The following is a 23,400-nucleotide window of genomic DNA, read 5'->3' on the forward strand; positions in this document are numbered from 1 at the left end:
CGGACGCCGTCACCCATCTGTGCTAAACAGAGACTCCCCACCCATCCCCCGGAGCCGGCCATGCCCCCCATCACCTTCTACACAAACCCCATGTCGCGCGGGCAGATCGTCCGCTGGGCCCTGCACGAGGTGGGGGCGCCGTACGAGGCGCACATCGTCGAGTACGGCGAGGCCATGCACGGTGCCGAGTATCGGCGGATCAACCCGCTGGGCAAGGTGCCGGCCATCGTGCACGAGGGCCGGGTGGTGACCGAATGTGCGGCGATCTGCGCCTATCTGGCGGAGATCTTTCCCGAAGCGGATCTGCTGCCGCGGCCGGAGGAGCGGGCGGACTATTACCGCTGGCTGTTCTTCGCCGCCGGGCCCGTCGAGCAGGCCAATGCGCTCAAGGCGATGGGGGTGACGCCCACGGTGGAGCAGCGGCGCATGGTGGGCTGCGGCGATCCGGAGGCGGTGATGGACGCGCTGAGCGCGAAGTTCGACACCGACGCCTATGTGTGCGGCGATCGCTTCACCATGGCGGACGTGTATGTGGGCAGCCATGTGGACTGGGGCCTGGCCTTCGGCCTGATGCCCAAGCGCAACGCGCTGGAGGCCTACGCGCAGCGGGTGAGCCGGCGCTCGGCGTATCAGGCCGCCAAGGCGATCGACAACGCGCTGATCGCCGAGCGCGGTCAGCCGGGCTGAGGCATGCGGCGCCGTGCGAGCAGCCCCAGCAGCATGAGGCCTCCGAGCATCAGTGCCGCCCGGTTCGGCTCCGGCACGGCGGTGACGGGGTAGTCGCCGAGCGCCTGGCCATCGAGGAAGAACTGGACGCCCAGCGGGCTGAAGGCGCCGCCGAGGTCGTCACCCGGATCGCCGGGGGTGCCGAGCGCGAACGGGTCGGTGATGCCCGCCAGGGCGCCGGTGGAGCCGCTGGAGCCGCCGGCCATGGCGACCACGGCGGACATGTCGTAGCCGAAGCGGACCCCCTGGAGGGAGCTGAAATCGGCGCCGTCGATCAGCACGCTGCCGCGGATTTCGGGGATGTCGACGATGACATCGGCACCGGCGAAATAGGGGGTCAGCGTGGGGAAGTTGTTGAGCCCGAGCGCGTCGCCGCTGAATGGCAGGCCGACGAAATCGTCGGTGACCACCGGCTGCCCGGTGGCGGCATCGCGCGTCAGGTGGGCGACGAAGGTCCACGAACCCAGCGGGCCGATGTCGATGGCGGCGGACACCGCGGCGCCGTTGAACTCGGGCTGGAACGGCGTGTACTGGGCGAAGTCGTCGATGCGCAGCTGGCCGCCGTTGATGACGAACTCGAAGGGAATCATCTGCCCGCTCAGATCGGCCGCGCTCTTGAAGACGACGTCGTAGCGGGTGTTCGCCTCCACGGTGTACTGCATGTTGAGTTCCTGCGGAAAGCCGGTGACCTCGGCAAAGGCGGCGTTGATGCCGCCGGCGTTCTGGAAACCGGCGGCGCGCGCGTCGAAGACGGCGAACAGCGAGCGCTGGTTGCGCGCGAAGGCGAGCGGATCGTTGGGCAGGCTGAGGGCGTCGACCGCGTCCGGCGGCGGCGGGTTGCCCGGGAAGATGTCCGGGTACTGAATGATGGCCTCGGCACTGCCACGGGCGGCGGTGAGCTCGATGGCGCCGGCATGCAACGGCACGGCGGCCAACAGGCAGGCGGCGACGGCCACGACGGCGGCATGGGGGTGCGCGGTCGGACGGATCAGGGCGTGGGGCATGGTCGACTCCGGCAATGGCATGGGCGGGCCGGCACGGCTGCGCTACAGCGAGCCAGCGCTTCTTAACCCTATGAAGCGTGGGTCGATCTGTCAAAGAAAAATTCCAGGGTCATTGTCCCTGGCGGGGCCGGCCCTCCCCCACGCGTTCGTGACGCCGACGGCCGGGGCGGATGCATGAAGCCCAACGGGCAACCGTCCGGGGACGGCCGCGCGTTGGGCTTCGAGGCGCACCGACCGGCCTCAGGACCGGGCGGTGCGACCGCTTTCGCGGATCAGCGGCGCGAACGACGGCGCGCCACCGCGCCCACCAGGCCGAGGCCGGCCAGCATCATGGCGTAGGTCTCGGGTTCCGGCACCGGGGCGGTCAGGACGATGAGCTGGGACTTGGCGTCGAGCGGCGCGCCCGCGCCCTGCAGCTGCTCGGCGACCAGATAGAGGGTGCCCGAGGCATCGACCGACACGCCCTCGATGGCGTTGAAGTCCCCGGTCGCGGTGTTGTTCAACAGGGACGACAGGTCGAAGCTGCTGAGCACGTCGCCGCTGCGGTTCACTTCCACCAGGGTGCGCGAGCCGAGGCTGAGCACCAGCAGGTTGTCGGCCGCATCGGTGCCGGCCAGGGCCGTCACCGGCGCGAGCGTCTGCACGTCGGAGAGCGTGGCCAGCCCCATCAGGGTGGGGTCGAACAGGTGGCTCATGGTCGAGGTGCCGCCGAGGGCGGCGGCGAAGCTCAGGGTGCCGGCAAGCATGTCTTCGGGCGAATCCTGCTTGATCGCCACGAAGCTGCCGTCGCGCGGATCGTAGGAGAGCCCTTCCATGCCGTGGTTGCCCACGTTGGCGTCGCTGATCGACACCGAGGCGTTGGCGAGCGTCGCGGTGCCGTTGGCGACGTAGTCGAAGCGGTAGGCATCGAACAGGCGTTCCTCGCCGACCACCAGGGTGCCGTTGCCCAGGTAGGTGAGCGCCTCGGTGTCGTGCTTGGTGCTGCCGGTGCCGGTCCAGTCGAAGTTCATGTAACCCAGGGTCTGGCCGGTGCGCGAGACTTCCACCACGCCCGTGCCTTCGTCACCGACGAAGAACAGGGTGCCGAGGGTGTGGGTGGTGGGGTCGAGGCGGTCGCCGGCGTAGGCGACGGCCGACGCTTCCAGGCCCGAGATGCCGCCGCGGGTGCCGTTGAGGATGTCGAGCGAGTAGGTGCCGGCGACGCGGTAGTTGCCCAGGTGGATGGAGGGGGTGATCGCGGCCGCCGCATGGGCGGCGACGCTGCCGGCCGCCAGCACGGCGGCGCACAGGTGGCGCAGTGTCATGATGATCTCTCCCCGCTCAGGCGCGACGCTTGCGCGCCATGGCGCCGATCATGCCCAGCCCGGCGAGCAGCATCGCGTAGGACTCGGGCTCGGGCACCGCGGCGACCGCGCCGGGGGAGCCGATTTCGTTGATGTCGTTGGCGGCGATGAAGGCGCCGTTGACGCTCACGGCGCTCAGCTGCGACACGCTCGTGCCGTCCAGGCCGGCGGCGTTGTCGAAGGTGGCGTAGGGGCCGGTGGGCGATGCGCCGAAGTTCAGGCTCGCCTGCAGCACGTTGCTCGCGTCATACACATTCACCTCGTCCCCGCCGGTGCTCAGGCCCGGGCCGTCGTAGTAGCCGATCACGAAGTTGGCCGGGGCGGCGCCGCCGAACCACAGATTGACGAAGTCGGCCGGCACGCTCGCGCCGCCGTCGACGAACACCACCGACTGGCCGGCGCCGAGAGAGGTCACGCCTTCCAGCAATGCCGTCCCCGGGTTCTGCGAGTCGTCGTCCCAGGACCAGTGGGTGATGTCCACCGCCGAGGCACCGGTGTTGGTGAGCTCGAACCAGTCCTGACCCAGCGACGAGTTGCCGCTGCTCCAGGGGGCGATCTCGGTGATGCGCACGTCCGCGTGCGCCGCGCTGGCGCCCACGGCGAGCAGGGTGACGGCCGCGGCGGCCACGGCCTTGGTGAGGATCTTGTGCATTGTTCGCTCCAATCGGTTGACCTGCCCGCGCCCCCTTCGGCGCGCGGTTCCGTGGTGCAGGCTAGGCGACCGAGGTGTCGACGCGATGACAGCGCTCTGGCGCGCACGGCGCCGGCCGTGGATGCCGCGACGGATGTTGCGGCGCACCCAATGTCGCAAACCCGACACGACGGATCGAACCAAGCGACTGTTTTAATGAAGAAATATTCGGGCACGGCGCTTGCAACACGATCGCCAAACCACAGGAGAGCGTCATGCCCAAACCGAAGAAACATGTACTCGTCTGCGCCCAGGGCCGCCCCGAGGGACATCCGCGCGGATCCTGTCAGGCCAAGGGCTGCGGCCCGGTGTGGCAGAAGTTTTCCGACGAATTCGCCGCCCGCAGGCTGTGGGAATCGGGCCTGCAGCTGACCAACACCGGCTGCCTGGGCCCCTGCCACCTGGGGCCGAGCGTGCTCGTGTATCCGGACGGGGTGATGTACACGGGGGTGACGAGCGCCGATGTCGAGGACATCATCGACACCCATCTGCTGTTCGACGAGCCGGTCGAGCGCCTGCGGGCGCCCGCGGACGTGTGGTAGGCGGAGGCACCGATGCGCAGCGTTCAATACGACGTCGGTGACCTGGTGTTCGCCGCCAGCGACATTCTCAACGATGGCGGCCTGCCCGGGGTGGACGAGGCGGGGCTCATTGCCGCGGCCGGCACCCGGGGCGTGGTGGTGCAGTTCGGTCATGCCGAGCTGGACCCGAGCCGGGAGATCTACCTGGTGCGCTTCGAGACCGGCCCCGACGACACCCTGGGCCACCCGGTGGGCGTGCTGCCCGAAGAGCTCACCCAAGCGGTCCCGGGCGGGCACTGAGCCATGACCAGGCTCGGCATCTTCTTCGGCACCGAGACCGGGCGCACCCGGCGGCTCGCCAAGCAGATCGCGCAGCGACTGGCCGACGATCACGGCGTGCCGGTCGACACGCCCGCCAACATCGGCCGCACCTCGGTGGACGACTTCCTTGCCTGCGACGCCTTCATCCTCGGCACGCCGACCCTCGGCGAAGGGGAACTGCCGGGGCTGGACACCGGGCTGGCGCAACCGAGCTGGGCGGAGTTTCTGCCCGGGCTGCCGGCCGGCGCGCTGACGGGCAAGACGGTGGCCATTTTCGGCCTGGGCGATCAGGAGAAGTATCCGGAGCACTTCGTGGACGCCATCGGCCTGCTGTACGACGCACTCACCGCCCTGGGTGCCCGCGCGGTGGGCCGCTGGCCGACGGCCGGCTACACCTTCACCGGATCGGTCGCGGTGGACGGCGACGACTTCCTCGGCCTGGCCATCGACCCGCATGCCCAGGCCGGCCAGACCGACGCGCGCGTCGACGCGTGGCTGGCCCGGGTGGTCCCCGAACTGGTCAACGTGAAGGAGGGGGTATGAACGCGAATCCGTGGTCGCTGAAGAAGCACAACCAGCTGCGCCGCCTGCTGGTCAGCCTGAACGAACGCGCCGGCGATGTGTGCGAGGTGGTCTCGGACGACGATCCGCACACCGTGACCCTGCGCCATGCCGACCTGCGCCGGCTGCGCGCCCGCGTGTATCTGCACGCCCAGCCGCGCGGCACCTACGGCATCGCCTTCGAGTTCCCCTCGCCGGTCCCCCAGGTGCTGGCGCGCCAGGAATTCCTCAGCCTGCCGGCGGCGGTGCGCTGCCTGAGCGCGCACTTCGCCGCGTGATCAGCCCTCGAGGCGGGCGAGCAGCACATGGCTGGCCTTGATCAGCGCGCAGGCCGGCATCCCGGGCGTCAGGCCCAGCGCGAGCGCCGCCTCGCGCGAGACCACCGCGCACACCTGCGTGCCGCCCGGCAGCGCGAGCACCACCTCGGTGTTCACCCGCCCGGCCTCGATCTGCTCGACGACGCCGTAGAGCCGGTTGCGGGCGGAAAAGCCGGTGGCCAGGCCGGGGCCGTCGGGCAGCGCTGCGTCGTCGCGCGCCAGCACCACCCAGGGCGCCTTGACGATGGCCAGCACCGGCGTGCCATCGCCCAGCCCGAGCGCATCGACGCTGGCGGTGGTCACCACCGCGACGAGGCGATCGCCCTCCCGGGTGTCGACCACCACCTCGGTATTGACCGGGCCGCGGGTGAGCGCCTGGACATGGCCATCGAACTGGTTGCGCGCGCTGATCTTCATGACGTCTCCGGCCTCCTCCCGAGCCTGGCCCGTTTTTCGCTATATGCTATACCACACAGCGATTCCGTGCCGACGACCGGAACCTCGGCCTGGACTATGCCCAATATATTCAGGCATTCATGGCATTCCAAGGCAATCCGGGCAACACCATCGCATTCGTTATATAGTCGACACCATAACGTATGAGAGCCGACAAAATGGATCAACACCGACATGCCCTGCGCGGCCGCCTGGAACTGGATACCGGCGTCGGCCAGTTTCTCGGCGACACCCGCATCCGCCTGCTCGAGGCCATCGAGGCCCATGGCTCGATCTCGCAGGCCGCCAAGGCGGTGCCCATGTCCTACAAGGCGGCGTGGGATGCGATCGACGCCATGAACAATCTCGCCGAGGCGCCCCTGGTGGTGCGCGCCACCGGCGGGCGCAACGGCGGCGGTACCCGACTGACCGATCACGGCCGCCGCACCGTGGCGCTCTACCGCGCCCTCGACGACGAGTACCAGGCGGCGCTCGCCCGCCTGACCGAACGGCTCGGCGAGGCCGAGGCCCAGGACGTGGACCAGTTCCGCCTGCTGCTGCGTCGCCTGAGCATGAAGACCAGCGCGCGCAACCAGTTCGCCGGCACCGTGGTCGGGCTGGTGGAAGGCGAGGTGGACTTCGAGGTGCAGATCCGCCTCGACGCGCACACCGAGGTGGTTGCGGTGATCACCGGCGAGTCGGCCGAAGCGCTGGGCCTGCACATCGGCGGCGACATCACCGCACTGGTCAAGTCGTCCTCGGTGCTGCTGCTCACCGACCGGCGCCTGCGCACCAGTGCCCGCAATCATCTCTGGGGTGAGGTGACGCGCATCCACGCCGGGCCGGTCAACGCCGAAGTGACCCTCGCCCTGCCCGGCGGGCGCAGCGTGTGCGCGGTGATCACCCACGACAGCGTCGCCAAACTCGGCCTCCAGGTCGGCCAGCCGGCCTGCGCGGTGTTCAAGGCCTCGGCCGTCATCCTCTGCCAGAACCACTGATCTCATCCGGAGCCCCTCATGCGCCCCCGTCTCACCCTGTTGCTTTCCGCCACCCTCCTCGCCGCGCTGCCGGCCCATGCCGACACGGTCGCCGTGGCCGTGGCCGCCAACTTCACCGCGCCGATGCAGCAGATCGCCCGGGCGTTCGAGGCCGACACCGGCCACACGGCGCAGCTGTCCTTCGGCTCCACCGGCAAGCTGTATGCGCAGATCGCCAACGGCGGCCCCTTCGACGTGTTCCTCGCCGCCGATCGCGCCCGCCCGGAAAAACTCGAGGCGGACGGCATCGGCGTGCCAGGCACCCGCTTCACCTACGCGGTGGGCCGACTGGTGCTGTGGTCGCCCGAGCCGGGCATGGTGGACGCCCAGGGCCGGGTGCTCGCCACCGGCCGCTTCCGCCACCTGGCCATCGCCAACCCCAAGACCGCGCCTTACGGCGCCGCGGCCCTGGAAGTCATGGACAAGCTCGGCGTGCGCAAGCCACTGGAAGCGCGCATCGTGCGCGGCGAGAACATCGCCCAGGCCTGGCAGTTCGTGGCCACCGGCAACGCCGAACTGGGCTTCGTGGCCGCCTCGCAGCTGTTCCGGGACGGCCAGCCCCTGGGCGGTTCGCGCTGGGACGTGCCCACCGGGCTGTACACGCCCATCCGCCAGGACGCCATCATGCTCCGGCGCGGTGCCGACAACGCCGCCGCCACGGCGCTGATCGCCTACCTGAAGAGCGACGCGGCGGCGAAGATCATCCAGGCCTACGGCTATGGCCTGCACTGACGCCCCCCCACCCGGCGCCCGACCATGAACCCCTACACCCTGCCCGACACCGAACTGGAACGCCTGCTCCACGAGGACACCCCCCAGGGCGACGCGACCACCTTCGCCCTGGGCATCGGCGCGCGGCCGGCGCGCATGGTGTTCCGCGCCCGCGACCCCATGACGGTGTGCGGCAGCGAAGAGGCCGCCGCCATGGGGCGGCTGCGCGGTCTGCGCGTGGACCTGCACGCGCCGAGCGGCACCCGCGCCGCGCCGCGCGAGCCGCTGGTGAGCTTCACCGGGCCGGCGGCCGGCATCCATGCGGTGTGGAAGAGCGCGCAGACGCTCATGGAATACCTCTCCGGCATCGCCACCGGTGCCGCCGAGCTGGTGGCCGCCGCCCGCGCGGGGCACCCGGACTGCGCGGTGGTGTGCACCCGCAAGAGCTTTCCCGGCACCAAGGCGGCAAGCGTCAAGGCGGTGCTGGCCGGCGGCGCGGGCGCCCACCGGCTGAGCCTGTCGGAGACGCTGCTGGTGTTCGAGGAACATCGCCGGCTCGTGGACGCGGCGCCGGCCGACTGCGTGGCGCGCCTGCGCCGGCGCTGGCCCGAGCGACCCGTGGTGGTGGAGGTGGCCGACCATGCCGAGGCGCTGCGGTGGATCGCCGCCGGCGCCGACGTGATCCAGCTGGAGAAGTGGTCGGTCGCCGCCGTGGCCGGCCTGCGCGCCGCGCTGCGCGAGCACCCGCACCCGCCGCGGCTCGCTGCCGCCGGCGGCATCCACGCCGGCAACGCCGCCGACTATGCCCGCGCCGGCGCCGACCTCCTGGTCACCAGCGCCCCCTATTTCGCCCCGCCGCGCGACGTGGCGGTCTCCATCACCCGCGACAGCGGAGCCGACCCATGAAAATCGCCATCGCCACCCAGCGCTTCGAGGCCGTGCGCGGCCACATCGGCAAGGCCACCGACTGGCTGCTGTACGACCTGAGCGACCACCACAGCAGCCGGCTGCTGCCCGCGCCCACCCGCGTCACCCTGGCACGCGACCAGATCTTCCACGTGTTCGAGGACGACCGCCCCCATCCGCTCGACGGCGTCGACCTCATCGTCGGCGCCAGCGCCGGGGATAGCTTCATCCGCCACATGCGGCGGCGCGGCGCCCAGGTGCTGCTCACCGCCGAGGCCGACCCGACCCTGGCGCTCACCCGCATCCTCGCCGGCGAGGCACTGCCCGGCCCGGGCTTCGACATCACCACCACGCTGTGTAAAGTACGGGACCTGTTCTCCAGACACTGACCCCGCCCCCATCGACCGTGCACGCCGACGATCTCGCCGCCATCTGGCTGACCCTGAAACTGGCCACCGTGGTCACGGTGCTGCTGCTCATCGTCGGCACCCCCATCGCCTGGTGGCTGGCACGCACCCGGTCGATCTTCAAGGGCGCCATCGGCGCCGTGGTGGCGCTGCCGCTGGTGCTGCCGCCCACGGTGCTGGGCTTCTACCTGCTCATCACCCTCGGGCCCCACGGCCCCGTCGGCCGACTCACCGAGTCGCTCGGCCTCGGGGTGCTGCCGTTCACCTTTCCCGGGCTGGTGGTCGCCTCGGTCATCTACTCGCTGCCCTTCGTGGTGCAGCCGATCCAGAACGCCTTCGAGGCCATCGGCGAGCGCCCGCTGGAGGCGGCGGCCACCCTGCGCGCCGGCCCGTGGGATGCGTTCTGGTCGGTGGCCGTGCCGCTCGCCCGCCCCGGCTTCATCACCGGCGCCATCCTCGGCTTCGCCCACACCGTGGGCGAATTCGGCGTGGTGCTGATGATCGGCGGCAACATTCCGGAGAAGACCCGGGTGGTGTCGGTGCAGATCTACGATCATGTGGAAGCGCTGGAGTACGCCCAGGCCCACTGGCTGGCCGGCGCCATGGTGGTGTTCAGCTTCCTGGTGCTGATGGCGCTGTACACCCTCAACCGGGGCCGGCCACGATGAGCGCCGGCATCCAGGCGCGATTCCGCATCGATCGTGGCGCGTTCTGCCTCGACGTCGATCTGGCGCTGCCCGATCGCGGCGTGAGCGTGCTGTTCGGCCACTCCGGCTCGGGCAAGACCACCATTCTGCGCGCCATGGCCGGGCTGGAGCGGGCACCCGGCGGCCACTTCGCCATCGGCGAGACGGTGTGGCAGGACGCCGACCGGTTCACCCCCGTGCATGAACGCGAGATCGGCGTGGTGTTCCAGGAGGCGACGCTGTTCCCCCACCTGAACGTGCGCCGCAATCTCGAGTTCGGCCTGCGCCGCGTACCGGCGGGCACCCGCTGCCACCGGCTCAAGGACGTGGCCGAGATGCTCGGCATCGCGCACCTGCTCGATCGCCCCCCGGGGCAGCTGTCCGGCGGCGAACGCCAGCGCGCGGCCATCGCCCGGGCGCTGCTCAACACGCCGCGCATCCTGCTCATGGACGAACCGCTGGCGGCGCTCGATCTCAAGCGCAAGCGCGAGATCCTGCCCTATCTGGAACGCATGCACCGGGAGCTGTCGATTCCGGTCATCTACGTGAGCCACTCCCCCGAGGAGGTGGCCCGTCTGGCCGATCACCTGGTGCTGCTCGACGAAGGCCGCGCGATCGCCAGCGGCACGCTCAACACGGTGCTCTCGCGCATCGACCTGCCGGCGGCCTTCGCCGGCGACGCGGGGGTGGTGCTCGACACCGTCATCGACGGCCAGGAGGAAGACCACATCACCCGCCTGCGCTTCCCCGGCGGCGTCATCCGCGTGGCCCAGCGCGCCGAGCCGGTCGGCACCCCCTTGCGTTGCCGGGTGCATGCCCGCAACGTGAGCCTGGCGCTGGTCCCCCAGCCGCAGACCTCGATCCTCAACTGCGTGAGCGCGCTGGTGGTGGACCTCGCCCCCACCGACACGCCGGGGCAGATGCTGGTGCGCCTCGACTGCGCCGGCGAGCCTCTGCTGGCGCGCATCACCGAACGCTCGGTGCGCAAGCTCGAGATCCGCCCCGGCCTGGCCGTGCGCGCGCAGATCAAGTCGGTGGCGCTGCTCGACTGAGCGCCCCGGTCAGCGGCCCTTCACCACGGTCACGCGGCGGCCTACGGCGCGGTGGCGCGGTAGCTGGGCCGCGCCTTCATGCGCGCGAACCAGTCCTGCAGATTGACGAACCGGTCCGGGATGGCGACGCCGTAGGCCTCGGCCAGTCCGAAGCGGGCGGTCAGGGCGCATTCGGGGAAGGAATAGCGATCCGCGAAGAAGTCCCGATCACCGAGTTGCTCCGACAGATAGCGCAGCGCCTTTTCGAACGCCAGGGTCCCGGCCTGGATCCGCGCCGGGTCCCACTCGGCTTCCGGCTTGTCGCGCTTCTCGAAGATCACCTCGCGCAGGGCCGGGCCGATCACGCCGTCGACGTAGACATTGAGCTGGCGCGGCTGGATCCGGTCGGCAGGGTTCGCGGGCAGCAGCCGGCCGCTGATGTCGGCGAGGTATTCCAGGATCACGTTGGATTCGTGGATGACATGGTCGCCGGCCAGCAGCACCGGGACCGTCTTGCGGGGGGTCAGCGCCTGCCAGAGTGGGCGATGCACGGGCGAGCGCGAGTCGATCCGCTCGGCCGCCATGCCGCATTCGTGCAGCGCGAGGCGGACCTTCCAGCAGAAGGGGCATTCGGGTTTGTCGTAGAGCTTCAGCAAAGACATGACGGCTCCCCGCGCGGCCGGGTGGCCGACGCTTGTCCACGTTCCAAAGGTGGGCTCAGAGACGCGCGGCGCGCCGCTCGCGCAGTGCGTCGAGGACGAAATCGATGCGGTCCTGCCCCCAGAAGATCTCCTCGTCGATCACGAAGGTGGGCACGCCTATCACGCTCAGCTCGGCGGCTTCGGCGGCGTTGCGTTCGAGCTGCGCCAGCAGGGCATCGTCGCGGATCGCGGCGGCCAGCGCCTCGCGCGCCAGGCCGATGCGCTCGCCCACCTCGAGCAGCACCTCGGTATCGCCGATGTCCCGGCCATGCGCCCACTCGGCGCGCATCACCTCGACGATGTAGGGGCGCAGCAGCCCCTCGCGCTCGGCCAGCAGGGAGCCGGCGCCGGCCCGCGTCGGATCGGTGGTGACCGGCGGCGGGTTGACCGGAATCCCCATGCGGCGGGCGAAGCGGGCCACATCCTGGCGCGCCAGCGGCATCTTGCTCTTGGCCCGGTCCGGGGAAGAGCGCAGGTGCCATCCCCCCACGGGCCGCCACAGCAGGCGCACGTCGTAGTCGTCGACGATGGGCCAGAGCTTCTTGCTGGCGAGGTAACAGTAGGGGCTGCGGAAGTTGAAGAACAGCTTCACTTCAACGGGATCGGGCATGGCGTGCTCCCAGCGGATCGATTGCCTGTCAGCCTACCCCCTGTGCTACTTTGGAATAAACAACCAAACAGGCAAAGGATCTGTGAATACAATTCACAGAATGGGAGGGGCGAGGTGGACAAGTGGACCGAGATGCAGGTGTTCGTGGAGTCCGTCCGCCAGGGCAGCTTTTCCGCCGCCGGACGTCACCTGGATCTGTCACCCTCGGCGATCAGCAAGCTGCTGTCGCGGCTCGAATCCAGACTGGGCGTGCGCCTGATCAACCGCACCACGCGCGCGCTGCACCTGACCGAGGCCGGCGAGCGCTACTACCCGCGCTGCCTCGAGATCCTGGCCGACATCGAGGACGCCGAGAACGCCCTGACCGGCTTCGTGCAGGCGCCGGCCGGCACCCTGCGGATCAACAGCACCCCCGGGTTCGCCAAGCACCAGCTGCTGCCGCTGATGCCGGCGTTCCAGGCCCGCTATCCGCGCGTGACCCTGGAGTTCCAGCTCACCGGGCAGGCGGTGGACCTGGTGGCCGAAGGCGTGGACCTGGCGATCCGGCTGGGGGAGCTCCAGGACACCAGCCTGGTCGGCCGCAAGCTGGGGCAGAGCCGGCGCGTGGTCTGCGCCAGCCCGGGCTACCTGGCGACCCACGGGCGACCGCTGACACCGTCCGACCTGTTGCAGCACGAGTGCCTGCGCCTGTCCACCAGCGAGGTCTTCAACCGGTGGCAGTTCACCAGCGCCGCGGGGACCGAAACCGTCGAGGCCCAAGGCACCTTCGTGACCGACAACGTGGACGCATTGCATGAATACGCCCTGCTCGGCGGCGGCATCGCGCGGCTGTCGATGTTCATGGTGGCGCGGGACATCGAGGCCGGCCGTCTGGTGCCGCTGCTGACCGACTACGGCATCGAGAAGCAGCTGATCCACGCGGTGTATCCCCACCGCAAGCACCTGCCGGCCAAGGTCCGGGCGCTGCTGGACTACCTGACCGGGCAGTTCTCGGCGCAGCCGCGCTGGGGCTAGGGCTGTGTTCTCAATGCGCCTGTGGATCGCACCGCCGCCAACACCCGGCAACAAATCGGAGCGAACGCCGCCACGTCGTCCCCGCTCCAATGCACAAGGTCTGACGAAGGAGTCGCGCCATGCTGCACATCGCCATCGTCGACGATCATGAGATCGTGCGGACGGGGATTCGCGAGATGCTCGCGGACGAACTGGACATCCGGGTGGCGTTCGAGGCCGACTCGGGCGAGGCGGCGCTCGACCAGCTGCGCGACACCCCCTGCGACGTGTTGCTGCTCGATCTCGCCCTGTCCGGCTGCAGTGGCGGCGAGGTGTTGCGCGTGGTGCGCCAGCGCTTCGACACGGTGCGCGTGCTGGTGTTGAGCACCTTTCCGGAAGAACGCTATGCCCCGGCGATGATTCGCCATGGTGCCGACGGCTATCTGTGCAAGGAGTGCGACCGCGACGAGCTGATCGGGGCGATCCGGACCATTGCCCAGGGGCGCCGTTATATCTCGCCGCGCACCGCGGAACTGCTCGCCGGCGAGTTGGCCGGCGATGCGCCGCGGCTGCGCCACAGCCAGCTCTCGGAGCGCGAGCTGGAGGTGTTTCTGCGCCTGGCGCGCGGCGAATCGGTCTCGGACATCGGCGAGGCGCTGAACCTGAGCATCAAGACCGTCAGCACCTACCGCACCCGCGTGCTCGACAAGCTGGCGGTATCGAGCAACGCGGAACTGGCCACCTACGCCATCCACCATGGCCTGATCATCGGTTGAATGCAGCCCCCGCGGCGTGTTCCGGGGGGCACCGATCACGGCCCCGGCGGCATGCACGCATGGATGCGGGTGCCCGCCCCCGGTGCGCTGGCAATGTCGCAGCGGCCGGCGAACATCTGCATGCGATGGCGCATGCCCGCCAGCCCGTGGTGGTGCGCACCGGCGGACGGCGTGAAGCCGACGCCGTCGTCCTCGACCGTCAGCTCGATCCCCGTCGCCGTGCACGCCAGGCGCAGCGACACCTGGGTGGCGCGGGCATGGCGGCGCACATTGGTGAGCGCCTCCTGGGCGATGCGATAGAGCGCCAGCGCGCGATCCGGGGGCAACTCGATCGGCGCCTCCGGCAGGCTCAGCGCGACGGCCACGCCGTCGCGGCGGGCGAAGTCCTCGGCCAGTTCCTGCAGGGCGGCCGACAGGCCGAGCTCCTCGAGCAGCGGGGGGCGCAGGCCGTCGGTAATGCGACGCTTGAGGGCGATGCCTTCGTCGAGCATGCCCTTGAGCCGTTCGATCCGCTCGCGCAGGCCGTCCGCGTCGGCCCCGTCGAGCTTGCGGCCGATCCAGCCCGCGTCCATCTTCGCCGCGGTCAGCAAGGCCCCCAGTTCATCATGCAGCTCACGTGCGAGGCGCGCCTGCTCGGCTTCACGGGTGTCGGTCAGATAGCTGGCCAGATCGGAGAGCTCCGCCGTGCGGGCGCGCACCTGCGCCTCGAGGTGGTCGTTCTCGGTGCGCAGCAGGGCGTCGATGCGCGCGCCGAGCCGGGCCTGGCGTTGCTGCAGCACGTATAGCCAGACCAGCAGGAGCACGGCCACCACCGAAAGCACCGCCACCACCCAGCGCGTACTGCGGATGTGGACGATCGAGCGGTCGAGCGACTGCTGGGCGCGCGTGGCCATGCGGTACTTGAGCGCGGCCACGCGCATGCGGATCTTTTCCATGTAGCGCAGCCCTTCCGGTTCGGCCCGGCCCGGCGGCGCCTCGGTGCCGGCGTTGCCCTGGGAGACCGCACTGGCGAGGATGCGCAGCTTCAGCGTCACCAGCCCGGTGAGCTGGGCCAGATCCTCCTGGTCCTGGGCGCCGGGCCCCACGTCGTGGCGGATCTGCTCCAGGGTGTACTCGATGGCCGTCAGGTTGTCGAAGTAGGGTGTCAGATAGCCCTTCTTGCGGCTGAGCAGATAGCCGCGTACCCCGCTTTCGGCCTCCACCATCCGGATCAGCAGGCTATCGAGGCGGCCCAGGCGCTCGGCCTGCAGGTCGAGCTCGGCAAGCGCCCGTTCGCTGGACATGGCCTGCCAGACACTCAGCGCCGACACGACCAGCACCACGACGCCACCCAGGATCATCAACAGATCGCGCCAACGCCGGACGGTCCGGCCCACCTCGGCGACGGGTGGCAGGGCGTGCTTCATGGTCTCGGTTCTCCACATCGGGTCGGACGGCCGGCGCGCGATGCAGGACTGGTCCTACAGGCAAATCCGCCTCGTCCTACAGAAGGCACCGGCTCCGGCTTCTAGCATGAAATTGTCCAACGCGCAGCAAGGGCTGCGGCACGGACAACCGGACATTCTCAAGGAGCACAGTGATGAAACGCATCATCAGTCTAGTCGCCCTGTTGGCCATCGGCACCATGCCGCTGGCTTCGCCGGCGGCGCAGACACCGGCGCACCCCGACGCGGACGCGCCGGCCATGTTCAAGCAGCTCGACCAGAACCGGGACGGACAGGTCTCGAAACAGGAGGCCCGGCGCTCGGCCGAAACCCAGGCGACCTTCGATCGCCTCGACCGCAACCATGACGGCGCCATCTCCCTCGCCGAGTGGACCCGCGGGACCCGACCGCACGAGCGGATGTAAGGCGAGGCCGCGCGCGCACCGTCACGCATGGAGGAACGACCATGATTCGCCCGATTGCGATTTTCCTGCAGGCCGTGTGCCTGCTGCTGGTGCCCCTGCACGCCGGTGCCGTGGGCAGCCCCGACGCGCTGGTCCAGAACGTCACCAACGACGTCCTGGCCGTCCTGCGCGAGGACCGCGGCCTGAAGACCGACGGGCACCGCAAGGCGATCCGGATCATCGAACAGAAGATCGCCCCGCATTTCGATTTTCAGCGCATGACGCGCCTGGCCGTCGGCCGCGGTTGGCGTGATGCGAGCCCGACGCAACGCAAACAGCTCACCCAGGCCTTCCGGACGCTGCTGGTGCGCACTTACGCCAACGCGCTGACCCGCTATCGCGACCAGACCGTGCATTTCGATCCGCCCGCGGCACCGCGCCAGGGCGACGAGGTGGTCGTGCGCAGCGAGATCCGTCAGCCCGGCGCCCAGCCGATCGACCTGGACTACCGCCTGGCCGAGAACGGCGGGCAATGGAAGGTGTTCGACGTCAGCGTCGCCGGCGTGAGTCTGGTCACCACCTATCGCAGCAGCTTCGCCAGCGAACTGGCGCGCGGTGGTACCGACGGCTTGATCCAGGCGCTGCGCAAACGCAACGACCGCCTGGCCAACGGGGGCGCGGCAGGGTCCTGACGGCGACGACCGTCGGGGCGCTCGTGCCCGCAACGACAAGGAGAACCCGGATGATAGATCGCAGACGCGCCGTAGCGGCGCTGGCCCTGACGGCCGTGCTCGCCGCCTGCAGCGCAACCCCGACCCGTGAGAGCACGGGCGAGTACATCGACGACAGCGTGATCACCACACGCGTCAAGAGCGCCTTCGTCAGCGACAAGGCGGTGGACGCGCTGGACATCACCGTGGAGACCTTCCGGGGCCGGGTGCAGCTTTCCGGCTACGCCGACACCCCGGAGCAGATCGACCGTGCGGTCGAGCTCGCCCGAAACGTCAAAGGCGTCAAGTCGGTCACCAACGACATGCGTCTGAAATCAACCCAGTGACACAACCCACATGGAGGACATGTCATGAGAACGAAGTTCATCCTGCTGACCTTGCTTGCCGTACCCCTAATTTCGGCGTGCGACAAGCCGCAGACCACCTCCACCTCGTCGGCCTCCGCGGACACCCCGTCGGCGGCGGCCCCATCCCCGGGGAACCCGTCCGACAAAGCGTCGGGCATGGGCGGTCCCGAATACCCGCCCCTGCCGGAATCCGACACCCAGAAAGCCGATCAACCGGCTTCGGACATGCCGAACTCGGGTGACGGCACCTCGTCCATGGACACCCCGGCCAGCGGCGACAACACCCGCCAATGACCGGACATCGACCGCATGAGGAGGACATCATGAAACGCACCCTGACCACACTTTGCGTCGTGGCAACGGCGCTCATCGTGTCCGGATGCAGTGCCCTCGGCGGCACCCTCATCGGTGCTGCCGCGGGTGCCGGCGTCGGCAGTGCGGTGACCAGCGGCTCGACCGCCGGTGCCGTCGGCGGTGCCGCGGTGGGCGGCGTCATCGGCCACGAAATCGGCGAATGACCGCGCCGCCCGCGCGGCACGCCAACATCCTTTGATTCCCCATCCAGCGGCGACCCGTCACCGGCGGGTCGCCGCGTGTCATGGCCGGGGCTCCGCCGCCAGGGCGAGCAGGTGGGCCACGGCGGCGGCGAAGTCGTCCACCACCCGCGCCGGCCGCACCTCTTCGTCGTGTTCGTCCTCGGGCCGGTACTTGCCGGTACGCACGAGGATGCCGGCGATGCCGCAGTCCTGCGCCGCGCCCACGTCATCATGGAGATCATCGCCGATGAGCACCGCCTCGCCCGCCGGCACGCCCACGGCGTCCAGCGCCGCCTGGAAGAAACCGGCCGCCGGCTTGCCGACGATCTCGGCGCCCACGCCGCTGGAGAACTCCAGCCCGGTCACGAAGGCGCCCATGTCCAGCGACAGGCCATCCTCTTCCTGGAAGTAGCGGTTGCGGGCCATGGCGATGAAGGCGGCGCCGTCCATGAGCAGGCGGAAGGCACGGTTCAGATGGGCGTAGGTCAGGTGCGGGCCCATGTCGCCCATGACCACGGCGTCGGGGTGCTCGGCGCCCGGGCCCATTTCCGCTGCCAGATCGGGGTGGACGAGGTAGAAGGGCGCGAGGCCGCGCGCATCGACCACCTGCCGCGCCGCGGCCGCCGCGGTCTGGATCTCGTCTCCACGCACCTCGAAGCCCAGGCCGGTGAGCATGCGCGCGATCCGCGCCCGCGGCGAGCGGGTGGTGTTGGTCAGGAAGCGCAGCCGCAACCCCGCCTGGCGCAGGCGGGCGAGGGCATCGACGGCACCCGGAACGGCGGCGTCCCCCACGTGAAGCACCCCGGCCAGATCGATGAGTACGGCGGCGGGGCGCTGTTCCAGCGCCGGTACGGACATGGCTGAGACTCCTTGCCCGACGCGCCGACCGGCGCTCAGGCCAATGCGCGGACCCGCCCCATGGCCACATGCCTGGGCCGGCGGCCGCTGCCTTCCACGATCGGGTGACGGCAGGAAACGCCGTCGACGACCTCCCGGTATCTTCGTCCGCCTGCCGCACCGCTGGCAAGCGCGCCCGCGCCGCCAGCTGCCGCGAGGCCCGGGCATGTCGAGCGTCCGCCCGACCGGTCAGGCACTCAGGGCGTCTCGCCCGACTCGGCGGCGACGATGGTCGGCATGGCGACGGCCCGGGGGTGCAGATCGTCCACAATGCGGTTGCGCCCGGCGCGCTTGGCTTCGTACATGAGCGCATCGGCGCGGCGCACGATCTCGTCCGCCGAATCGCCCGGCCGGGCGCGCGTCAGGCCAAAACTCATGGTCACCCCGGGGAGGCCCTCACCGAAGGACGTGTGGACCAGCGTACGGCGCAAGGTGTCCATGCGCTCGCGAATGCCGTGGTGCGGAAAGCCCGAAAACACCATCAGGAACTCTTCGCCGCCCCAGCGGCACAGCATGTCGTCGCTGCGCAGGCCGCAGGCGAGCGTCGCGGCCACCTGGGCGAGCACCCCGTCACCGACGTGATGGCCGAAGGTGTCATTGATCGACTTGAAATGATCGACGTCGCCGAGCATGACGAACAGGGTGTCGCCGTCCCGCCCGGCCGTCTCCAGCGCCCGGTTCAGGACACGCATGCCGTGGCGCCGGTTGAACACGCCGGTCACCTCGTCGCGGGCCGCCACCTCCCGCAGGGCCGTCTCCTGATGCCTGGACACCTGCCGCACCATGATGACGACGAACACGATGGGCAGCGGCGCACACAGGGCATTGACGTAGTTGAGGATGCCCTGCACCTCGCGCAGCGGCGCGGCGATCGCGCCGATCGGGAAGATCAGGTGCAACGAGGCAAACACCAGCGATACGCACACCCCGGCGACCAGCGCGATGTCGGAGCGCATGTGCGGGTTGAGCACCAGCAGGCAGGCCGCCGACCACAGGTAGTACTGAAAACCCGCACCCAGGCCCACCTGCCACACCGCGAGGCAGGCATGCACGACCAGTTCGACGCAGGCGATGGCGATCGCGGCGCCATGATGGCCACGCAGGGCCACCCGGCCGGCCGCGAGCCACAACAGCACGCTGCCGACATTGACGGCGGCCATGAAGGCGAGGCCGTAAGCCACGAACAGCACCAGGAAGCCGACATGACCCAGCAGGCCGATCACGCTGCCGACGAGCATGACCAGCGTGCCGCGCTGCCCCCCCGGCGCCAGCCACGGGGGGCGGGCATGCCGGCGGGCGGCGGACGGCGGCGAGGCACCGTCGAATTCGGGCGGCTCCAAGGGCGGTGGCGTCATGAGATCAAGCGGCATCGATAAGACACCAACGGACCGGAACGCACCGGGCTTGAGCCACCGGCGTCGCTGTCACCTTTGCGACAAAGGCCCGACATGCCACATCGGTCACCATGCACAACTCCTTGTTTTTTATTATCTTTGTTGCTTGGCACGACGGTTGCTGCGGTGCAGCCACACCCCTTCGCACAGAGGAGCGGCAACGTGGAACTCCCCGTCATCAGCAATACCCCGACCGACGCCGGGGGCGGCGGCTGCGCCTCCAGCGGCTGCGGTACCGCCCCGGACGCCCTGTCTCACCTGCCGGACCACATCCGCGCCAAGGTACAGGACCACCCCTGCTATTCCGAGGAAGCACATCACTATTTCGCCCGCATGCACGTGGCGGTGGCGCCGGCCTGCAACATCCAGTGCAACTACTGCAATCGCAAGTACGACTGCTCGAACGAGTCGCGCCCGGGCGTGGTCTCCGAGCTGCTGAGCCCCGACCAGGCGATCCGCAAGATCAAGGCCGTGGCGGCGGAGATTCCGCAGATGACGGTGCTGGGCATCGCCGGCCCCGGCGACCCCCTCGCCAACCCGGAGCGCACCTTCGAGACCTTCCGCATGCTCTCGGAGCAGACCCCGGACATCAAGCTGTGCGTGTCCACCAACGGGCTCAACCTGCCCCAGTACGCCGACGAGATCGCCAAGCACAACATCGATCACGTGACGATCACGATCAACTGCGTCGATCCGGAGATCGGCGCGCAGATCTACCCCTGGATCTACTGGGACAACAAGCGCATCCGTGGTGTCGAGGGCGCGAAGATTCTCATCGAACAACAGCAGAAGGGCCTCGAGGCGCTGACCTCGCGCGGCATCCTGGTGAAGGTCAACTCGGTGATGATCCCCGGCGTGAACGACGAGCACCTGAAGGAAGTGTCGAAGATCGTCAAGGCCAAGGGCGCCTTCCTGCACAACGTGATGCCGCTCATCGCCGAGGCCGAGCACGGCACCTACTACGGCATCATGGAACAGCGCGGCCCCACCGACGACGAGCTCCAGGCACTGCAGGACGAGTGCGCCGGCGACATGGCCATGATGCGTCACTGCCGCCAGTGCCGCGCCGATGCGGTCGGCCTGCTGGGCGAAGACCGTGGCAACGAGTTCACCCTCGACAAGATCGACGTCATGGACGTGGATTACGAGGCCGCCATGGCGCGTCGCAAACAGGTGCACGACGACATCCTCGGCAAGCTCGAAGCCGAGCGTGCGGCCAAGGCCGCGCAGGTCCCCGTCCATCTGTCCATCGCCTCGGACGCCCGTCCGGTGCTGATGGCCGTGGCCGGCAAGGGCGGCGTGGTGGCGGAACACTTCGGCCATGCCCGGGAGTTCCTCATCTACGAGGCCTCGCCGGAGGGCGTGCGCTTCATCAGCCATCGCAAGACCGAGCTGTACTGCGCCGGGCTGGACACCTGCGGCGAGGGCGGCGTGGCCACCGGGGACGAACCCGAATCCGTGCTCGAACGCAACATCCGCACCCTGGAAGGCTGCGAGGTGGTGCTCTGTTCGAAAATCGGCTTCGAGCCCTGGAGCCAGCTCGAAAGTGCCGGCATCCAGCCCAACGGCGAGCACGCCATGGAGCCGATCGAGGACGCCGTCATGGCGGTGTACAAGGAGATGTTCGACGCCGGCAAGCTGGCCGTCCCCGCATCCACCCAGCAGGTCGCCTGACCGGAAAACGCGCCCGTGGCCGGCCACGCCGGCCACGCCATTGAAGCCATCGAGGAGCCGAACATGGCACTGCAAATCACCGCCCAATGCGTCAACTGCTGGGCCTGCCACGACGTGTGCCCCAACGACGCCATCTACCAGGACACGCCGCACTTCCTCATCGACGACGACAAGTGCACCGAATGCCTGGGCGACCACCCCGACCCCCAGTGCGCGGCCATCTGCCCGATCGAGTGCGCCATCGTCGACGAACTCGGCGACGCCCTGAACCCGCCCGGCTCGCTCACCCACATCCCGATCGAGAAGATCGTCGAGATGGCCTTGCTGCCCGCCGAATACCTGTAAGCGCACCGGCGGGGACGCCCGCCCGTGTCGAGGAGCCGCCATGGCGACCGTCACCTTCTACGAAAAGCCCGGCTGTGCCGGCAACCGGCAACAGAAGGCCCTGCTCGAGGCCGCCGGCCACCGGCTGGTGGTACGCAGCCTGCTGGCCGAACCGTGGACCGCCGAGCGGCTGTTGGCCTTCCTGGCGCCGCTGCCGGTGAGCGAGTGGTTCAACCCGAGCGCGCCGGCCGTGCGCGACGGTCACATCGTGCCCGAGCGGCTCGATGCGCCTGCCGCCATGGCCCTGCTGCTGGCCGATCCGCTGCTGATCCGGCGCCCGCTCATGGCCGTGGACGGCACCCACATGGTCGGCTTCGACAGCTTCGCCGTGGACGCCTGGATCGGGCTCGAACCGGCGGCGGCCACCCGCGGCAATCTGGAAGGCTGCGCCCGGGGCCGCGGCGCGCATGCGCCGTGCCCGGCGCCCACCGCCGGGGAGCACTGAGATGCGCCCGGCCGGTCTGTCCGACGCGGCGGTCGAACTGGCCCCGGGGGTCCACTGGGTGGGCGCCCTCGATCCGCATCTGCGCAGCTTCGACATCATCCTCAAGACCGCCAACGGCACCAGCTACAACAGCTACGTGGTGCGCGGCGAGACGGGCGTGGCCGTCATCGACACGGTCAAGGAGAACTACGCCGACGTGTTCTTCCGCCGGCTCGAATCCGTCGCCCGCTACGACGAGATCACCACCATCGTGCTCAACCACCTGGAGCCCGACCACAGCGGCGCCCTGCCCGAGCTGCTGCGCCGCGCGCCGCTGGCCAAGGTGTATCTGTCCACCCGCGCGCAGATGATGCTCAAGGCGCTGCTCAAGCCGCCCATGAGCGAGTTGCCCGACTACACGCCGGTGACCACCGGTGACGAAGTCGACCTCGGCGGCCGCACGCTGCGCTTTCTGCACACGCCCTACCTGCACTGGCCCGACACCCAGTGCACCTACCTGGTCGAGGACGGCGTGCTGTTCTCCGGCGACGTGTTCGGCTGCCACTTCTGCGATGCGCGCCTGTTCAACGACCTGGCCGGCGACTTCCGCTTCTCCTTCGAGTACTACTACCAGCACATCATGCGCCCCTTCCGCGAGCATGTGCTCGACGCCCTGGCACTGATCGAGCCGCTGCGCCTCGAGCTCATCGCCCCCGCCCACGGCCCCCTCCTGCGCCACGGGCCGCGCGACTACGTGCTGCGCTACCGCGAGCTGGCCACGCCGCGCCTGTGCAACGAGGCGCGCCGCGAGAAGACCCTGGTGATCTTCTACCTGTCCGCCTACGGCAACACCCGGCGCATGGCCGAAGCGATCGCCGCCGGCGCCGAGCGCCTGGCCGGGGTGCGCGTCTCGCTCTACGACCTGGAAGGCGGCGAGGCGGACGGCTTCACCGATCTCGTCGAGGAGGCCGACGGTCTGGCCATCGGCAGCCCCACCATCAACGCCGACGCGGTCAAACCCGTCTGGGACCTGCTCTCCTCGCTCACCAGCGTGAGCATCAAGGGCAAGCTCGGCGTCGCCTTCGGCTCCTACGGCTGGAGCGGCGAGGCGGTGCGCCTGATCGAGGACCGCCTGCGCGGACTCAAGCTGCGGGTGCCGGTGGACGGCCTGCGCGTCAAGCTGGTGCCCGACGACCACGAGCTCGATGCCTGCCGCGCACTCGGTCAGGACGTCGCCCGCCATCTCACCGGCACGGTCGAGCACCGCGCCATCGACCTGTCGGAGCTCGTTGGATGAGCACCCACGATCGTTGCAAGCATGTAGGCCGGAAAAGCGAAGCGCCTTCCGACACGGCAGCCTCACGACGATCCCAAACGTCGGATGGCGCTTCGCATATCCGACCGACGC

Annotated in this window: 31 protein-coding genes; 22 read left to right on the forward strand and 9 right to left on the reverse strand. The window is 69.5% G+C overall.

The window, feature by feature from the left end; genetic code table 11:
• The first annotated feature begins 60 nt into the window (after positions 1 to 60).
• Positions 61 to 687, forward strand: coding sequence for a glutathione S-transferase family protein (locus tag G3580_RS18805; protein ID WP_173768142.1), 627 nt, complete (start codon positions 61 to 63; stop codon positions 685 to 687).
• On the opposite strand, the gene G3580_RS18810 is transcribed toward G3580_RS18805, so the two are convergent.
• From G3580_RS18810 to G3580_RS18820, 3 genes are all read right to left on the reverse strand, one after another.
• The gene (locus G3580_RS18810; protein WP_173768144.1) at positions 675 to 1,730 is read right to left on the reverse strand and encodes a PEP-CTERM sorting domain-containing protein; all 1,056 of its coding nucleotides are present in this window, start codon (positions 1,728 to 1,730) and stop codon (positions 675 to 677) included. The two genes, G3580_RS18805 and G3580_RS18810, sit on opposite strands and share 13 nt — an antisense overlap.
• 272 nt (positions 1,731 to 2,002) lie before the next feature.
• The gene (locus tag G3580_RS18815; RefSeq protein WP_173768146.1) at positions 2,003 to 3,034 is read right to left on the reverse strand and encodes an SdiA-regulated domain-containing protein; all 1,032 of its coding nucleotides are present in this window, start codon (positions 3,032 to 3,034) and stop codon (positions 2,003 to 2,005) included.
• A 16-nt stretch (positions 3,035 to 3,050) separates the two neighbouring features.
• The gene (locus G3580_RS18820) at positions 3,051 to 3,725 is read right to left on the reverse strand and encodes a lamin tail domain-containing protein (protein ID WP_173768148.1); all 675 of its coding nucleotides are present in this window, start codon (positions 3,723 to 3,725) and stop codon (positions 3,051 to 3,053) included.
• Between the two features lie 254 nt (positions 3,726 to 3,979).
• On the opposite strand from G3580_RS18820, the gene G3580_RS18825 reads away from it, so the two are divergent.
• From G3580_RS18825 to G3580_RS18840, 4 genes are read left to right on the forward strand one after another with little or no spacing between them, the layout of a single operon-like run.
• Positions 3,980 to 4,306, forward strand: coding sequence for a (2Fe-2S) ferredoxin domain-containing protein (locus tag G3580_RS18825; RefSeq protein ID WP_173768150.1), 327 nt, complete (start codon positions 3,980 to 3,982; stop codon positions 4,304 to 4,306).
• A gap of 12 nt (positions 4,307 to 4,318) precedes the next feature.
• Positions 4,319 to 4,585 carry a nitrogen fixation protein NifZ gene (locus G3580_RS18830; RefSeq protein ID WP_173768152.1) on the forward strand — a complete coding sequence of 89 codons (267 nt, stop codon included), beginning with the start codon at positions 4,319 to 4,321 and terminating at the stop codon, positions 4,583 to 4,585.
• 3 nt (positions 4,586 to 4,588) lie between these two features.
• Positions 4,589 to 5,149, forward strand: coding sequence for a flavodoxin (locus G3580_RS18835; RefSeq protein ID WP_173768154.1), 561 nt, complete (start codon positions 4,589 to 4,591; stop codon positions 5,147 to 5,149).
• Complete coding sequence (locus G3580_RS18840) at positions 5,146 to 5,445, forward strand: hypothetical protein (protein ID WP_173768156.1); 300 nt, start codon at positions 5,146 to 5,148, stop codon at positions 5,443 to 5,445. The genes G3580_RS18835 and G3580_RS18840 overlap by 4 nt, the downstream gene beginning before the upstream one ends.
• On the opposite strand, the gene G3580_RS18845 is transcribed toward G3580_RS18840, so the two are convergent.
• Positions 5,446 to 5,901 carry a TOBE domain-containing protein gene (locus G3580_RS18845; RefSeq protein ID WP_173768158.1) on the reverse strand — a complete coding sequence of 152 codons (456 nt, stop codon included), beginning with the start codon at positions 5,899 to 5,901 and terminating at the stop codon, positions 5,446 to 5,448. It abuts the gene before it with no gap.
• 197 nt (positions 5,902 to 6,098) lie between these two features.
• Here G3580_RS18845 and G3580_RS18850 point away from each other — a divergent pair, with 197 nt between their 5' ends.
• From G3580_RS18850 to modC, 6 genes are read left to right on the forward strand one after another with little or no spacing between them, the layout of a single operon-like run.
• A complete protein-coding gene (locus G3580_RS18850) occupies positions 6,099 to 6,917 on the forward strand; it encodes a TOBE domain-containing protein (protein ID WP_173768160.1) in 819 nt (272 codons plus the stop codon).
• Positions 6,918 to 6,935: 18 nt separating this feature from the next.
• Complete coding sequence (gene modA, locus G3580_RS18855) at positions 6,936 to 7,688, forward strand: molybdate ABC transporter substrate-binding protein (protein ID WP_173768162.1); 753 nt, start codon at positions 6,936 to 6,938, stop codon at positions 7,686 to 7,688.
• A gap of 24 nt (positions 7,689 to 7,712) precedes the next feature.
• On the forward strand, positions 7,713 to 8,573 hold the full coding sequence (modD, locus tag G3580_RS18860) for a ModD protein (protein ID WP_173768164.1): 861 nt from the start codon (positions 7,713 to 7,715) through the stop codon (positions 8,571 to 8,573).
• A complete protein-coding gene (locus tag G3580_RS18865) occupies positions 8,570 to 8,962 on the forward strand; it encodes a NifB/NifX family molybdenum-iron cluster-binding protein (protein WP_173768166.1) in 393 nt (130 codons plus the stop codon). Before modD ends, G3580_RS18865 begins: the two co-directional genes overlap by 4 nt.
• Positions 8,963 to 8,979: 17 nt before the next feature.
• Positions 8,980 to 9,648 carry a molybdate ABC transporter permease subunit gene (gene modB, locus G3580_RS18870; RefSeq protein WP_173768168.1) on the forward strand — a complete coding sequence of 223 codons (669 nt, stop codon included), beginning with the start codon at positions 8,980 to 8,982 and terminating at the stop codon, positions 9,646 to 9,648.
• The gene (modC, locus tag G3580_RS18875) at positions 9,645 to 10,718 is read left to right on the forward strand and encodes a molybdenum ABC transporter ATP-binding protein (protein WP_173768170.1); all 1,074 of its coding nucleotides are present in this window, start codon (positions 9,645 to 9,647) and stop codon (positions 10,716 to 10,718) included. Before modB ends, modC begins: the two co-directional genes overlap by 4 nt.
• A 41-nt stretch (positions 10,719 to 10,759) precedes the next feature.
• Here the strand turns inward: modC and G3580_RS18880 are convergent, their stop codons facing one another.
• Both G3580_RS18880 and G3580_RS18885 read right to left on the reverse strand, forming a co-directional pair.
• On the reverse strand, positions 10,760 to 11,359 hold the full coding sequence (locus tag G3580_RS18880; RefSeq protein WP_173768172.1) for a glutathione S-transferase family protein: 600 nt from the start codon (positions 11,357 to 11,359) through the stop codon (positions 10,760 to 10,762).
• Positions 11,360 to 11,414: 55 nt separating this feature from the next.
• Positions 11,415 to 12,008 carry a 2-hydroxychromene-2-carboxylate isomerase gene (locus tag G3580_RS18885; protein ID WP_173768174.1) on the reverse strand — a complete coding sequence of 198 codons (594 nt, stop codon included), beginning with the start codon at positions 12,006 to 12,008 and terminating at the stop codon, positions 11,415 to 11,417.
• A 114-nt stretch (positions 12,009 to 12,122) separates the two neighbouring features.
• Here G3580_RS18885 and G3580_RS18890 point away from each other — a divergent pair, with 114 nt between their 5' ends.
• The gene (locus G3580_RS18890; RefSeq protein WP_173768176.1) at positions 12,123 to 13,022 is read left to right on the forward strand and encodes a LysR family transcriptional regulator; all 900 of its coding nucleotides are present in this window, start codon (positions 12,123 to 12,125) and stop codon (positions 13,020 to 13,022) included.
• 119 nt (positions 13,023 to 13,141) lie between these two features.
• Positions 13,142 to 13,777 carry a response regulator gene (locus tag G3580_RS18895; RefSeq protein ID WP_173768178.1) on the forward strand — a complete coding sequence of 212 codons (636 nt, stop codon included), beginning with the start codon at positions 13,142 to 13,144 and terminating at the stop codon, positions 13,775 to 13,777.
• Positions 13,778 to 13,812: 35 nt separating this feature from the next.
• Here the strand turns inward: G3580_RS18895 and G3580_RS18900 are convergent, their stop codons facing one another.
• Complete coding sequence (locus G3580_RS18900; RefSeq protein ID WP_173768180.1) at positions 13,813 to 15,183, reverse strand: CHASE3 domain-containing protein; 1,371 nt, start codon at positions 15,181 to 15,183, stop codon at positions 13,813 to 13,815.
• Between the two features lie 173 nt (positions 15,184 to 15,356).
• Between G3580_RS18900 and G3580_RS18905 the strand changes: the two genes are divergently transcribed.
• From G3580_RS18905 to G3580_RS18925, 5 genes are read left to right on the forward strand one after another with little or no spacing between them, the layout of a single operon-like run.
• Positions 15,357 to 15,626 carry an EF-hand domain-containing protein gene (locus G3580_RS18905; protein WP_173768892.1) on the forward strand — a complete coding sequence of 90 codons (270 nt, stop codon included), beginning with the start codon at positions 15,357 to 15,359 and terminating at the stop codon, positions 15,624 to 15,626.
• A 41-nt stretch (positions 15,627 to 15,667) separates the two neighbouring features.
• The gene (locus tag G3580_RS18910) at positions 15,668 to 16,297 is read left to right on the forward strand and encodes an MlaC/ttg2D family ABC transporter substrate-binding protein (protein WP_173768182.1); all 630 of its coding nucleotides are present in this window, start codon (positions 15,668 to 15,670) and stop codon (positions 16,295 to 16,297) included.
• A gap of 50 nt (positions 16,298 to 16,347) precedes the next feature.
• Entirely contained in the window at positions 16,348 to 16,662 is a 315-nt protein-coding gene (locus G3580_RS18915; protein WP_173768184.1) for a BON domain-containing protein, read from the forward strand.
• A 24-nt stretch (positions 16,663 to 16,686) separates the two neighbouring features.
• Entirely contained in the window at positions 16,687 to 16,977 is a 291-nt protein-coding gene (locus tag G3580_RS18920; RefSeq protein WP_173768185.1) for a hypothetical protein, read from the forward strand.
• A gap of 29 nt (positions 16,978 to 17,006) precedes the next feature.
• Entirely contained in the window at positions 17,007 to 17,201 is a 195-nt protein-coding gene (locus tag G3580_RS18925) for a glycine zipper 2TM domain-containing protein (protein ID WP_173768187.1), read from the forward strand.
• 78 nt (positions 17,202 to 17,279) lie between these two features.
• On the opposite strand, the gene G3580_RS18930 is transcribed toward G3580_RS18925, so the two are convergent.
• Both G3580_RS18930 and G3580_RS18935 read right to left on the reverse strand, forming a co-directional pair.
• Positions 17,280 to 18,077 (reverse strand): TIGR01458 family HAD-type hydrolase, encoded by a 798-nt coding sequence (locus G3580_RS18930; RefSeq protein ID WP_173768189.1) that lies wholly within the window; start codon positions 18,075 to 18,077, stop codon positions 17,280 to 17,282.
• Between the two features lie 236 nt (positions 18,078 to 18,313).
• Positions 18,314 to 19,486: a GGDEF domain-containing protein gene (locus G3580_RS18935; RefSeq protein ID WP_173768191.1), complete on the reverse strand. Its 1,173-nt coding sequence runs from the start codon at positions 19,484 to 19,486 to the stop codon at positions 18,314 to 18,316.
• 186 nt (positions 19,487 to 19,672) lie between these two features.
• On the opposite strand from G3580_RS18935, the gene nifB reads away from it, so the two are divergent.
• The 4 genes from nifB (at position 19,673) to G3580_RS18955 (ending at position 23,289) form a co-directional block, all read left to right on the forward strand.
• Positions 19,673 to 21,184: a nitrogenase cofactor biosynthesis protein NifB gene (gene nifB / locus G3580_RS18940; protein ID WP_173768193.1), complete on the forward strand. Its 1,512-nt coding sequence runs from the start codon at positions 19,673 to 19,675 to the stop codon at positions 21,182 to 21,184.
• Positions 21,185 to 21,247: 63 nt separating this feature from the next.
• The gene (locus G3580_RS18945) at positions 21,248 to 21,529 is read left to right on the forward strand and encodes a 4Fe-4S binding protein (RefSeq protein WP_173768195.1); all 282 of its coding nucleotides are present in this window, start codon (positions 21,248 to 21,250) and stop codon (positions 21,527 to 21,529) included.
• Positions 21,530 to 21,569: 40 nt separating this feature from the next.
• Entirely contained in the window at positions 21,570 to 22,013 is a 444-nt protein-coding gene (locus G3580_RS18950) for a thioredoxin domain-containing protein (protein WP_173768197.1), read from the forward strand.
• Between the two features lies 1 nt (position 22,014).
• A complete protein-coding gene (locus tag G3580_RS18955; protein ID WP_173768199.1) occupies positions 22,015 to 23,289 on the forward strand; it encodes an FprA family A-type flavoprotein in 1,275 nt (424 codons plus the stop codon).
• Positions 23,290 to 23,400 lie beyond the last annotated feature (111 nt).

This window comes from Nitrogeniibacter mangrovi (assembly GCF_010983895.1).
Lineage (GTDB): Bacteria > Pseudomonadota > Gammaproteobacteria > Burkholderiales > Rhodocyclaceae > Nitrogeniibacter > Nitrogeniibacter mangrovi.